General features: G+C 62.6%; 13 protein-coding genes. 4 read left to right on the top strand and 9 right to left on the bottom strand.

Annotated elements, in window-relative coordinates:
* Positions 1-19: 19 nt before the first annotated feature.
* Complete coding sequence (gene mscK, locus BLO80_RS13905; RefSeq protein WP_092328961.1) at positions 20-3,382, top strand: mechanosensitive channel MscK; 3,363 nt, start codon at positions 20-22, stop codon at positions 3,380-3,382.
* A gap of 37 nt (positions 3,383-3,419) precedes the next feature.
* The gene (gene selO, locus BLO80_RS13900) at positions 3,420-4,883 is read left to right on the top strand and encodes a protein adenylyltransferase SelO (RefSeq protein ID WP_092328958.1); all 1,464 of its coding nucleotides are present in this window, start codon (positions 3,420-3,422) and stop codon (positions 4,881-4,883) included.
* A gap of 112 nt (positions 4,884-4,995) precedes the next feature.
* Here selO and BLO80_RS13895 read toward each other — a convergent pair whose 3' ends face one another.
* From BLO80_RS13895 to BLO80_RS13880, 4 genes are all read right to left on the bottom strand, one after another.
* Positions 4,996-5,397 (bottom strand): helix-turn-helix domain-containing protein, encoded by a 402-nt coding sequence (locus BLO80_RS13895; RefSeq protein ID WP_092253088.1) that lies wholly within the window; start codon positions 5,395-5,397, stop codon positions 4,996-4,998.
* Positions 5,394-5,690 carry a type II toxin-antitoxin system HigB family toxin gene (locus tag BLO80_RS13890; RefSeq protein WP_053117759.1) on the bottom strand — a complete coding sequence of 99 codons (297 nt, stop codon included), beginning with the start codon at positions 5,688-5,690 and terminating at the stop codon, positions 5,394-5,396. Before BLO80_RS13890 ends, BLO80_RS13895 begins: the two co-directional genes overlap by 4 nt.
* A 165-nt stretch (positions 5,691-5,855) precedes the next feature.
* Positions 5,856-6,134: a hypothetical protein gene (locus BLO80_RS13885; protein WP_092328956.1), complete on the bottom strand. Its 279-nt coding sequence runs from the start codon at positions 6,132-6,134 to the stop codon at positions 5,856-5,858.
* Positions 6,135-6,400: 266 nt separating this feature from the next.
* Positions 6,401-7,306, bottom strand: a complete 906-nt coding sequence (locus BLO80_RS13880) for a LysR family transcriptional regulator (RefSeq protein ID WP_218130103.1) — start codon at positions 7,304-7,306, stop codon at positions 6,401-6,403.
* A gap of 203 nt (positions 7,307-7,509) precedes the next feature.
* On the opposite strand from BLO80_RS13880, the gene ycaC reads away from it, so the two are divergent.
* Positions 7,510-8,136, top strand: coding sequence for an isochorismate family cysteine hydrolase YcaC (gene ycaC / locus BLO80_RS13875; protein ID WP_025211469.1), 627 nt, complete (start codon positions 7,510-7,512; stop codon positions 8,134-8,136).
* A gap of 171 nt (positions 8,137-8,307) precedes the next feature.
* On the top strand, positions 8,308-8,730 hold the full coding sequence (gene trxC / locus BLO80_RS13870; protein ID WP_092328953.1) for a thioredoxin TrxC: 423 nt from the start codon (positions 8,308-8,310) through the stop codon (positions 8,728-8,730).
* 3 nt (positions 8,731-8,733) lie between these two features.
* On the opposite strand, the gene BLO80_RS13865 is transcribed toward trxC, so the two are convergent.
* From BLO80_RS13865 to BLO80_RS13845, 5 genes are all read right to left on the bottom strand, one after another.
* Complete coding sequence (locus BLO80_RS13865) at positions 8,734-9,930, bottom strand: ABC transporter substrate-binding protein (RefSeq protein ID WP_092328950.1); 1,197 nt, start codon at positions 9,928-9,930, stop codon at positions 8,734-8,736.
* A complete protein-coding gene (locus BLO80_RS13860) occupies positions 9,930-10,934 on the bottom strand; it encodes a CobW family GTP-binding protein (protein WP_092328948.1) in 1,005 nt (334 codons plus the stop codon). Before BLO80_RS13860 ends, BLO80_RS13865 begins: the two co-directional genes overlap by 1 nt.
* Positions 10,931-11,230, bottom strand: coding sequence for a hypothetical protein (locus BLO80_RS13855; protein ID WP_092328945.1), 300 nt, complete (start codon positions 11,228-11,230; stop codon positions 10,931-10,933). Before BLO80_RS13855 ends, BLO80_RS13860 begins: the two co-directional genes overlap by 4 nt.
* Before the next feature lie 14 nt (positions 11,231-11,244).
* Positions 11,245-11,994, bottom strand: coding sequence for an SDR family NAD(P)-dependent oxidoreductase (locus BLO80_RS13850; RefSeq protein ID WP_092328943.1), 750 nt, complete (start codon positions 11,992-11,994; stop codon positions 11,245-11,247).
* Between the two features lie 70 nt (positions 11,995-12,064).
* Positions 12,065-12,826 (bottom strand): SDR family NAD(P)-dependent oxidoreductase, encoded by a 762-nt coding sequence (locus tag BLO80_RS13845; RefSeq protein ID WP_092328940.1) that lies wholly within the window; start codon positions 12,824-12,826, stop codon positions 12,065-12,067.
* Positions 12,827-12,829: the final 3 nt, after the last annotated feature.

Raw genomic sequence — 12,829 nt, 5'->3', positions numbered from 1 at the left:
ATTTGCTTGACCGGTCTCTATGCCTACCCTGCGCTCCTTTTTCGCCACCGCCCTGCTGGGCCTGAGTCTCTCCATCTGCACGCTGCAAGCCGCTGATCTTCCCACCAGCGCTTCGGTGCAGGCCAGCCTGGACAAGATCGCCGAAAGCAAACTGCCGGAAGCCGACCAGAAAGCCCTGCAGGCCGTCTTGCAGGGCACGCTGACCCAGCTCAACAACAAGGCCGACTACGAACAGAAGCTGCAGGCGCTCAAGCAGCAACTGGCCACCGCGCCCAAGCAGAACATCGAGAACCAGCGCGAACTGGCACGGCTCAAGGGCACCACGGTGGTGCCGGTGGCGCAACGCTACGCCAACCTGCCGATTCCCCAGCTCGAGCAAATGCTCTCGGATCGCTCCACCCAGCAGGGTGATCTGCAAAAAGCCCTGGCCGACGCCAACAGCCTGATCATCACCGCCCAGACCCGTCCCGAGCGTGCCCAGGCGGAAATTTCCAGCAGCCAGACCCGCATCCAGCAGATCAATGCCATCCTCAAGGCCGGCCGGGACGCCGGCAAGACCCTGAGCAGCGAGCAACGCGACCAGCTCAACGCCGAGTCGGCGGCGCTCAATGCACTGATCCCGCTGCGCCGCCAGGAACTGGCCGGTAACAGCCAACTGCAGGACCTGGGCAACGGCCAGCACGACCTGCTGATGGAAAAAATCGCCCGCATGGAGCAGGAAATCCAAGACCTGCAGAACCTGATCAACCAGAAGCGCCTGGCCCAATCCCAGGAGACGGTGACCCAGCAATCCATCGAAGCCCAGAAGGCCGGTGGCAGCAGCTTGCTGGCGACCGAAAGCGCGGCCAACCTGAAGCTCTCCGACTACCTGCTCAAAAGCACCGACCGCCTCAACGAGGTCACCCAACAGAACCTGCAGACCAAGCAACTGCTGGACAGCGTGACCCAGACCGACGCGGCCCTGGACGAGCAGATCAGCGTGCTCAAGGGCAGCCTGCTGCTCTCCAAGATCCTCTACAAGCAGCGCCAGACCTTGCCGCGCCTCAAGCTCGACCAGAACCTGGCCGACCAGATCGCCGACATCCGCCTGTACCAGTTCGAAGTCAGCCAGCAACGTGAGCTGCTGAACAACCCCAGCGCCTACGTCGACAGCCTGCTGGCCTCCCAGCCGTCGGAACAAGTCACCCCGCAACTGCGCAAGACCTTGCTGGAACTGGCCCTGACCCGTGTCGACCTGCTGGAACGGCTGAACCGCGAATTGAGCGCGGTGCTCAACGAATCGATCACCTTGCAGCTCAACCAGAAACAACTGCTCAGCACCGCCCAGAACCTGCGGGCGACCCTCGAAGAGCAGATGTTCTGGATTCCCAGCAATAAACCGCTGGATTTCGAATGGATGCGTGCCGTACCGACGCGCCTGGAAAAACAGATCGACTCGTTGCCCTGGGCCTCCAGCCTCAGCGAGCTGGCCGATGGCCTGACGCAGCGGCCGCTGCTGTTCCTGCCCCTGGCGCTGCTGATCGGTGCGCTGCTGTGGCGGCGCAAGCATCTCTATGCCCGCCTGAACAAGGTTCACCAAGACGTTGGCCACTTCAAGCGCGACAGCCAGTGGCACACCCCCCAGGCGATCCTGATCAATATCCTGCTGGCCATGCCGGTGGCCCTGGCGCTGACCCTCTGCGGCTATGCCTTGCAGATCGACGCCCGCGGTCAGAACGCCAACCTCGGCGCGGCGCTGCTGCAGATCGGCCAAGCCTGGCTGGTGTTCTACACCGCCTATCGAGTGTTGTCGCCGGGCGGCGTGGCCGAGTTGCATTTCCGCTGGGAGAAACCCCAGGTCGAATTCCTCCAAGGCTGGATCCGCCGGCTCGGGCTGGTGGTGCTGGCGTTGGTGGCCGTGGTGGCCGTGGCCGAGTTGCAACCCGCGAGCCTGGCCGATGACGTGCTCGGCATGCCGGTGGTGCTGACCTGCTACGCGCTGATGGCGTGGTTGCTCAGCCGCCTGCTGCTCAGCAGCCCGACGCACCGGAACACTTCGCTGTTCCGCAAGGCCGTCGGGGTGCTGTTCACCGCGCTGCCCATCGCGCTGTTCGTGGCGGTGTGCTTTGGCTACTACTACACCGCGCTGAAACTCAGCGACCGCTTGATCAATACCCTGTACCTGCTGATGTTCTGGCTGGTGATCGAGGCGACCTTCGTCCGCGGCCTGTCGGTGGCGGCGCGGCGCCTGGCCTACCAGCGCGCCCTGGCCAAGCGCCAGGCGGCCAAGGAGGCCGGCGATGGCGAAGCGGTGGTCGAGGAGCCGACGCTGGACATCGAGAAGGTCAACGAACAGTCCCTGCGCCTGATCCGACTGGCCCTGCTGGGTGGTTTCATCGCCGCGCTGTATTGGGTCTGGTCGGACCTGATCAGCGTGTTCTCGTACCTGGACAACATCACCCTCTACGAATACACCAGCGGCACCGGCGCCAACATGAGCATGGTGCCCATCAGCATCGGCGACATGCTCGGGGCGCTGATCATCATCGGCATCACCTTCGCCCTGGCGCGCAACCTGCCGGGCCTGCTGGAAGTGTTCGTGCTGTCGAAGCTGAACCTGGCCCAGGGCAGTGCCTATGCCACCACCACGCTGCTGTCCTATGTGATCGCCGGCGTCGGTTTCGTCACCACCCTCTCCACCCTGGGCGTGAGCTGGGACAAACTGCAATGGCTGGTGGCCGCGCTGTCGGTGGGCCTGGGCTTCGGCATGCAGGAGATCTTCGCCAACTTCATCTCCGGGATCATGATCCTGTTCGAGCGCCCGGTGCGCATCGGCGACACCATCACCATCGGCAACCTGTCGGGCACGGTGAGCAAGATCCGCATTCGTGCGACCACCATCACCGATTTCGACCGCAAGGACATCATCGTCCCGAACAAGACGTTCATCACCGGGCAACTGATCAACTGGTCGCTGACCGACACCGTCACCCGGGTGACCCTGAAACTGGGTGTGGACTACGGCTCGGACCTGGACCGGGTGCGTGAGTTGCTGCTCAAGGCCGCCCGCGAGAACCCACGGGTGCTGAAGGAACCGGAACCGATCGTGTACTTCCTGAACTTCGGTGAAAGCACCCTGGACCACGAGTTGCGCATGCACGTACGCGACCTCGGTGACCGTAACCCGGTGCTGGACGAAATCAACCGTTTCATCAATCGGGAATTCAAGAAGGAGCACATCAACATCTCCTTCCGGCAGATGGAAATCTATCTGAAGAACATGCAAGGCCAGGAATACAAACTGGTGCCTGCCGAGCCCGACAAAAAGACCATCACGCCCGTGCCGTCGGCTGTCGCCAGCATCAAGCCGGTGCCTGAGCCGCCGCAAGGCACACTCGACTGATCGCGGGTTGCCTGTGGGCGTCCCGCCGGAGACGGCCATGAAAACGCTGGAAACCCTGACCTTCGATAACCGCTTCGCCCGCCTGGGCGACGGTTTCTCGACCCACGTGCTGCCCGAGCCCATCGACAATCCACGCTTGGTGGTCGCCAGCCCGGCGGCCATGGCGTTGCTAGACCTGGACCCGGCGCAAGCCCAGGCACCGCTGTTCGCCGAGATCTTTGGCGGCCACAAGCTCTGGGCCGAAACCGAGCCACGGGCGATGGTGTATTCCGGGCATCAGTTCGGCCACTACAACCCACAACTGGGCGACGGTCGAGGATTGCTGCTGGGCGAGGTGTACAACGAGGCTGGCGAGCACTGGGACCTGCACCTCAAGGGTGCCGGCCAGACGCCGTTCTCACGGATGGGCGACGGGCGCGCGGTGCTGCGTTCCTCGATCCGCGAATTCCTCGCCTCCGAAGCCCTGCACGCCCTCGGCATTCCCACCACCCGGGCCTTGTGCGTGATCGGCTCGGACACCCCGGTATGGCGGGAAAAGCAGGAGCGCGCCGCCATGGTGCTGCGCCTGGCCCCCAGCCATGTGCGCTTCGGGCATTTCGAATACTTCTACTACACCAAGAAACCCGAACTGCAGGCGGCCCTCGCCGAGCACGTGTTGAACCTGCATTTTGCCGAGTGCCGCGAGCAGCCGGAGCCGTACCTGGCGATGTTCCGCGAAATCGTCGAGCGCAACGCCGAGCTGATTGCCAAATGGCAGGCGTACGGTTTCTGCCATGGCGTGATGAACACCGACAACATGTCGATCCTGGGCATCACCTTCGACTTCGGACCGTTCGCCTTCCTCGACGACTTCGATGCCAACTTCATCTGCAACCACTCCGACGATCAGGGCCGTTACTCCTTCAGCAACCAGGTGCCCATCGGCCAATGGAACCTCAGCGCCTTGGCCCAGGCCCTGACACCCTTCATCAACGTCGACGCCCTGCGCGAGACCCTCGGGTTGTACTTGCCGCTGTACCAGGCCCATTACCTGGACCTGATGCGCCGCCGCCTCGGCCTGACCCGCGCCGAAGAAGACGACCAGAAACTGGTGGAGCGCTTGCTGCAATTGATGCAGAACAGCGGCGTCGACTACAGCCTGTTCTTCCGCCAACTGGGCGACCAGGCGCCCGAGCAAGCCGTGGCCACCCTGCGCGATGACTTTGTCGACCTCAAGGGCTTCGACGCCTGGGGCGAACTGTATGTCGCCCGCGTCAATCGCGAAGGCCCCGTCGATCAAGACCAACGCCGCGCGCGCATGCACGCCGTCAACCCGCTGTACGTGCTGCGCAACTACCTGGCACAGAAAGCCATCGACGCCGCCGAATCAGGCGACTACGAAGAAGTACGCCGCTTGCACACCGTGCTGAGCAAACCGTTCGAGGAACAACCGGGCATGGACAGCTACGCGCAACGTCCGCCGGAGTGGGGCAAGCACCTGGAGATCAGTTGCTCGTCGTAACGCGGCGCCACGGCTGAAATCACCTTCCCGCCCCCACACATACTGTTCGGGGGCATGGTTAACCCTGTGGCGAGGGAGCTTGCTCCCTCGCCACAATGAGCGTGCCTAGCCATCAAATAAAGGTTTCCACCGATACACCGAAGCGCTCGGCCAACCAGCGGATCTGCCTCAAATTGAGCTGACGCTTACCGCTCAATACCTCCGATACCACCGACTGGGTACCAACGCCTGGCAAGTCGCTCTGGCTCATGCCATGTTCACGCATCAGGTAACGCAGCGCCTCGACACCGCTCGCCTTGGGCATTGGCCGGTGCTGCTGGTCCCATGCCTCAATCCATTCGCCGATGATATCCACCAGGCTCATGAGAGGATGGGTTTCGTCTTCGCCCACCAACGCCAACAGCTCATCAAGAGCACTCGCCAATCGGTCATAATCCTCTTCGCTCCTGGGTTTTCGCAGCAGGGGCGACACAAACTCCCAATGGGCGGCGACTTGTTCAATCAGTGCACTCATCCCTTTTCCTCCTTCCACTTGCCTCTGTCGTATTCCCGATGGTCAAGCACGCATTTGATATACAGACGCTGTGCTCGGTATCGAATCACCGCAATCAGCCGCAACTTGTTTCCACCGATGTCAAACACATGCAGCGGACCGACCTTATCGGTTGCCGGAAATATGGATTTCATCGCCGCAAAATCAGCCGGGCTATTGCGCTTGATCAGCCGATACCATTGATCCAACGCATTCGCTGAATGTGGCCATTTCTCCTTGGCCTCCCAAATGCGTTTCTCAGTGATCACATGCATGCAACGTCCTTATCGCATTTTGCTATGGGGAAGTTAAACACAAATCTGGCGCATCGCAAATTGCGATAGCGCCAGTTAGACAAATGGTTAGCTCTTGCTGGTTTCCAGCCTAGTCGCCAAAAGATTTAGGTCTCGGTAAGAAATGTGAGCAGAGATGAGTCCTGCTCACCCAACCTTATCGTTCCCCTGCTCGGGCGTCTCGATCCCCGGCTCCGCCTCTTCAACCCCCTTCTCTTTGGGTTTTGCCGGTGGTTTTTCCTCGGGATAACCGGGCATGCCGCGGGCGTCTTCGGGGGTCAGCTCGTCCCGGTCGTGGCGGCGGTCGATGGCGTAGGCCGGGGCGGCGTTGGGGTCTTCATCGCGGCCGGCGGTGCCAAGGACGAAGCCGTCGTCATTGGGGTTGTCCACCGCCTGTGGGGTGTCTGGGTCTTGAGGATTGCTCATGGGACCTCCGGGTTGCGAACAGGTACGTTGTGATTTTTTTGAGGGCCTGGCGGGCGTTGAGTGCAACGCACCTGATGAATGGCAGCCTGGGTGGCTAATGCCGGTCAGTTAAGGATCAAACGACACAAAACCTGTGGGAGCGAAGCTTGCTCGCGATGACGGCAGCCCCGTCAATGGCGTAGTCGACTGCTCACCCCAATCGCGAGCAAGCTTTGCTCCCACGGGATTGAGGCTTAACTGACTCGCATAAACCAACGGGCCCGATCCTACGCCATGTCGCTGTGACTGAACTCCTCGGCCAGAAAATCGATCAGCGTACGCACCGACGGCAGCAACCCGCGTCGTGAGGCGAAGATTGCGTGGACGATCCCGCACTTGGGCGTCCAGCCCGGCACCAGTTCCACCAGCCGGCCAGCCGCGATGTCTTCACGTACCACCACGGTGGGCAAATGGGCGACGCCGATGCCGGCCAGCACGGCGTGCCGCAGGGCCAGCAGGTCGTCGGTGACCATGCGCGGTTCATGGCGGATCAATGCGCGGCTGCCGTCCGGGCCGAATAATTCCCACTGATACTCCCGCTGCGCTCCCCCCCAATGCACGCTCGGCAGGCCGTTGAGGTCCGCCGGCGAAGCGGGTGAAGACAAGCGCTCAAGGTAAGCCGGGCTGCCCACCAGGCATTGGGTGCTGTTGCTCAGCACTTTCATGACCATGTCGGTGTTCTCCAGGGGCGGAAAGCGCACCCGCAAGGCGATGTCGAACCCTTCATGGATCAGGTCGACTCGGCGGTTGGTGCTCTCGATGAACAACTCCACTCGCGGGTACTTGAGCATGTAGCGGGTCAGCATCGGCCCGACCCAACTATTGAGCAGCGCCGTCGGGCAACTGATACGCACCAGTCCCTGGGGCTCGGAGCGGTTGCGCTCGATCACTTCCGCCGCGCTCTCGGCCTCGACCCGCATCGCCAGGCAGCGCTGGTAATAGGCCTGGCCGATCTCCGTCAGCGTGCAGTGGCGACTGGTGCGATGGAGCAAGCGTACCCCGAGCCGATCTTCCAACTGGGCGATACGCCGGCTGAGCTTCGACTTGGGCATGTCCAGCGCCCGGCCCGCAGCGGCGAACCCACGGTGCTCGACCACCTGGGTGAAATAGTAAAGCGTGTTGAGGTCTTCGATGATCGTTCTCCAAATAGAACGCTAAGGCTAATTTTCGCAGTCTAGCGCATCAAAGGTGCCAGTTTTAATCTACACCCATCGAAACGCAACACGGATTGAAGCCGGGCGCTTCGACCGGATGAGTCACCGAACAATCGCTACACCGACATTGAAAACCTTAACCACGCCGACCTTCGGCAACCAAACTTAATGAGGACTACGCCATGACCACTTCCTACAACCGTCTCGACAAAGATAACGCCGCCGTTCTGCTGGTTGACCACCAGGCCGGCCTGCTGTCCCTGGTCCGCGACATCGACCCGGACCGCTTCAAGAACAACGTGCTGGCCCTGGCTGACCTGGCGAAGTACTTCCAACTGCCGACCATTCTCACCACCAGCTTCGAAACCGGCCCCAACGGCCCGTTGATGCCGGAGCTCAAGACGCTGTTCCCGGACGCGCCGTACATCGCTCGCCCTGGCCAGATCAACGCCTGGGACAACGAAGACTTCGTCAAGGCGATCAAGGCCACCGGCAAGAAGCAACTGATCATCGCCGGCGTGGTCACCGAAGTCTGCGTAGCCTTCCCGGCACTGTCGGCCCTGGCCGAAGGTTTCGACGTGTTCGTGGTCACCGATGCCTCCGGCACGTTCAACGAACTGACCCGTCAATCGGCCTGGGACCGCATGTCGTCCTCCGGTGCGCAACTGATGACCTGGTTCGGCCTGGCCTGTGAACTGCACCGCGACTGGCGCAACGACGTGGAAGGTCTGGCGACCTTGTTCTCCAACCACATCCCGGACTACCGCAACCTGATGACCAGCTACAACACGCTGACCAACGCTAAATAAGCAGCAACACCACCTCCTGTGGGAGCGAGCTTGCTCGCGATAGCGGTCTGACAGTCGATGCATTTTTGACTGATCCTCCGCCTTCGCGAGCAAGCTCGCTCCCACAGGGTTTTGTGGTGGTTTATGTATAGTGCTCAATCTGTGCCAACGATTTTCCGGGAGACCGACCTGATGCTGATCCCCTGCCCCCATTGCAACGGGCTCAACCGCATACCCGCCGAACGCTTGGGCGACCAGCCCAAGTGCGGGCGCTGCAAGGCCCAGGTGTTATTGAGCAAACCGTTCGAACTCAAGCAAGGCGACTACGCCAGCCAGATCAAGGGCGACCTGCCGTTGTTGGTGGACGTCTGGGCCAATTGGTGTGGGCCGTGCAAATCCTTCGCCCCGGTGTTCGAACAGGCCGCCGCGCAACTGACGGGCAAATGCCGCTTGGCCAAGCTCGACAGCGAGGCCAACCAGCAACTGTCGGCGCAGTTGGGAATCCGCTCGATTCCCAGCCTGATTCTGTTCAAGGAAGGCCGGGAAGTGGCGCGTCAGAGCGGAGCATTGCCGTTGCCGCAATTGATGAGCTGGTTGCGTAGCCAGGGGATTTGATGCTCAGCGGCCTTTGTTGGCCGCACGCAGAAAATCCCCCCAACGCCGCACCAGGTAGTTGTGCTCGTCCATCACCGAGTTCCACACGGCGATATGGCCCATGCGTTGCTCATACGAACCGCCATCGCGCATTTCGCCGATGTCGATCAGCGGTTCGCCATCGCTGCCAGGCAACACTTCACGGGCCGGTTTGCCGGCGTACCAATAGTCCCATTCGGCATCGCTCAAATGATCGCGGCTGCGGGGCGGGTTGCTGATGTAATACCCCTGGCGCGCCATGACCGCGCCGGGCCATCCCGAAAGCCACCAATTAAGGAACGCATAGGCGGCATCCAGCACCGCTCCCCGGGCATGGCGTGACACCGACAACCCACCGAACCAGGCGCGATAACCTTCACGGGGCACCGCAAGGCGGTACTTGATCCCGGCCCGATGCAGGCGCATGAGGGTCGGGGACCAAAGGCTCTCGATGTCGATGGTCGGGCTGAGCATCAGTTGCGCCGCCTGTTCGTCATCCGACCAGAACGCCGCGAAATGACCTTCGCGCTGCTTGCGCACCAACACGTCGGCCAGGCTGTCGATCTCTTCGATGCTGAGATTGCCGATGTCCTTGAACGACGCCAAACCCATGCCCTGTATCGCCAGCGCCGCGTCGATGGCGCCAATCGCCGCGTCGCTTTGCAGCGCGGTACGCCCGCTCCAGGCCGGATCGAGCAGCCAGCCCCAACTCTCGTTGTCACGGGAAAACCCCGTCGGCAAGCGTTCCGGGCGATAGGCAAAGCTGTCGGCGTTGTGGGTCAACGGCAACATGCTGATGCAGTCGCTGACGGTGCTGCCCAGGCTGCCGTCGTGTTGCACGTACAAGCGCTCATTGGGCACGCTGCCGCTGACCGGGCGATCCGCGGCAGACAACCGGCCGCGCTTGGGCAGGTCGTTGATCTCGTGCCACAGCGCGATGCGCCGGGTGTCGATGGGCTGGATCGCTCTCGCCGGCCAGACGAAATCAACGTTGTGAAACCACTGGTCGTACAGGTCGTAGCTGTCCGGTTGCATCACCGCGATGCGCTGGGCCTGCTCGACACTGTGGACCTGATAGACCAGGCGAATGCCCAGGTCCTGTTCGGCACGAACCCGCAGGGATTCGAGCAAGGTGACGGAGGTGCCAAGCACCCGCAACGTGATAGGTGAGCCGCTAGGCATCAGGCACTCACCTCAGCCGCCGGGGCGAAACAACGGGCGAAGACATCGAACGAATGCCGTAACCGCTCCGGGTCCAGGCCCCTGACGATAAATACCAAGCGCGATTGGCGCTCGGCACAGGGCCAGTTGGGCAAGTGCACCGGCGCGTGCAGGCAATGCTGCACACCATGGATGACGACTGGGGCCTGGAGGCTGTTCACATTGAGCAATCCCTTGACGCGAAGAATGCGTTCGCCGTGGCATCTTAGCAGCATCGACAACCAGACCCCGAAGCCGATCCAGTCCAGCGGCTGATCGAAGGTCAGGCAGCACACCTGGGCCTCGCCGTGGGGCGTGGCCTGGCCGTGCGGACGATGCAATTGCCAACGGGCCACCTCGACTTCAGGCGTGGCGCCACGCAGGCCTTCGCCTAACAATAATTGATCGCCACTGAGCACGTCGTGGGTGTCGAGCAGCGGCACCCCCGGGTTCAACGCTTGCAGCCGCTGACGCAACGCGCTGACAGCCGGCGCAGTGGCCTGATCGGTCTTGCTCAGCAGCAGGCGGTCCGCGGCGGCTACCTGGGCCAGCCACTCCGGATGGATGCGCGCCTGCAACTCGGCGTGACAGGCGTCGACCAGCGTCACCACCAAACCGACATGGAAGCGTCCGCGCAATTGCACGTCGTTGTTGAGTGTCGCCAGGATCGGCGCCGGATCGGCCAGCCCGGTCGTCTCCAGGATCACCCGTCGAAAAGCCGGGATCTCGCCCCGGTCACGCCGCGCCAGCAAATCGAGCAACGCGTCTTTCAACTCGCCGCGGATGGAACAGCAGACGCATCCACTGGGCAACAGCACCGTGTCCGGCGCCACCTCCTGGACCAACAAGTGATCGATGCCGATATCACCGAACTCATTGATCAGCAGCGCTGTGTCGCCGAGGCTTTCGTCTTGCAGCAGACGGTTGAGCAAGGTGGTCTTGCCGCTGCCGAGAAACCCGGTCACGACGTTCAGGGCGATGCTCATGAGGCCGACTCCAAAGACTGGAGCAGGACCGGGTCGAGAGGATCCGCCGCGCGGCCCGTCATCGACTCGGCCAGGCTCCACAATTGGTCGAGCCCACTGGCCAGTTCCTGCCGCCCGGTGGCGCCCAGCAGTAGATACGCCGTGCCCTGGAAATCTTCGACCTTGAGCCGTAACGGCGCCAATACACGATTAATCGCTGAAATCCGCCGCAATCGCTCGCGACGACGGGGCAGCCCGTCACCCAGCGGATCGCTCCAATGCACGTCTTCGCCCAATAGGCCGCACAAGCCACACATGCTTCAGCACTCCTTCATGGCATGACGTCGCCGGCGTTCGGGCCCAGGGTTTGCCCCACGAACAGGTTGCCTCCCGGGTCACTGGCCAGCAGCACGGCGGTGGGCGCCACTTCCGTGGCCAGGCCGAAGCGTCGCAAAGGCAGTTCGGCGGACTTGGCCTGTTTCCAACGCTCACTGATGCCGGCCACCAGCGGTGTTTCGATCGGCCCGGGGGCGATGGCATTGACCAGCACGTTGTCGGCGGCCACCTCCAGGGCCAGTGACTTGGTAAAGCCGATCACCCCGGCCTTGGCCGCCGCGTAGTGGCTGAGCTCGGCCCCGCCCTTGATGCCCAATTGCGAGGCGACGTTGATGATCCGCCCCCAGCGCTGCGCCAGCATGTGGGGCAAGGCTCGCTGGCTGGCGATGAACACGCTGGTCAAGTCGACCCGGAGCATGTCGTTCCACATGTCGATGCTCAGCTCGGTGCAACGCGCCTGGGTCAGCATGCCGGCGTTGTTGACCAGGATATCGATACCGCCGAACTGCTCGACGCACGCATCGACCCCAGCCTGGGCCCCTTCGACCGTGCCGACATCGGCCACGCACTCGTACACCTCGACCGCCAGCGCGCGACAGTCGTTTGCGGTGGCGGACAAGCGTTCCGCATCGCGATCTGCCAACACCAGGCGCGCGCCTTGCGCGGCATAAGCCCGCGCGATGGCGGCACCGATGCCGCTGCCGGCGCCGGTGATCACGGCGCGGCGGTTGAACAGTTGTTGCATGGGACTATCCTCCAGAACCAGGGCAAACAGGGATGGCCGTCACTGAAAACAAAACCCGTGACGCCCGGCTTCAATCCGGCCAACGCACGGTCAGGCCGCCGTCGATGATGATGCTCTGGCCCGTCAAGTAGCTGGACTCATCGCCGGTCAAGAACCGCACCAGCGACGCCACCTCATCGGCGCGGCCGACGCGCCCCAGCGGAATCGCCCGGGCCGCCTTGGCCAGGCCTTCGGGGCCGAGGGAGTTTTTGCTGTCCAAGGACTGCGGCGTCTCGATCAGGCCCGGGATCACCGCATTGCAGCGAATGCCCTGTCCAGCCAACTCCACCGCCAGCGAACGGCATAGGCCTGGCACACCGGCCTTGGCCGCAGCGTAATGAGAATGGTCCTGCCAGCCATACACGCCGCCGGCGATCGAAGAAATCGCCACCAACGCACCGCCCTCGGTCATGTAGCGAACGCTGGCGCGGAAGGTGCGCATCACCCCGGTCAGATCGACATCGAGCATGGCGTTCCAGGCCTCGTCGTTCATTTCCAATAGTGGCGCGCGGCGCAGCAGGCCGGCGTTGGCCACCGCGTAATCAAGGCGCCCGAAGGTGCTGAATGCCTGCTCGGCCAGGTTATCCACCGAACGACTGTCGGTGACGTCCAGTGGCAGCATCAGGCATTCGCCACCCAACGCCTCGATCTGCTGGCGGGTGTCTTGCGGGTTGTGGGGGTCCGCCGGCAAGTAGCCCGCGGCCACGGCCACACCGTGACGGGCATACGCCACGGCCAGCGCCTGGCCGATGCCGCTGGCGGCACCGGTAATCAATGCAACTCTACGGGTCATGAG

The organism is Pseudomonas sp. NFACC56-3, assembly GCF_900100025.1.
Taxonomy (GTDB): domain Bacteria; phylum Pseudomonadota; class Gammaproteobacteria; order Pseudomonadales; family Pseudomonadaceae; genus Aquipseudomonas; species Aquipseudomonas fluorescens_AA.
The sequence above is the reverse complement of the archived record's forward strand: the minus strand, read 5'-3'. Positions and strand labels throughout refer to the sequence as shown.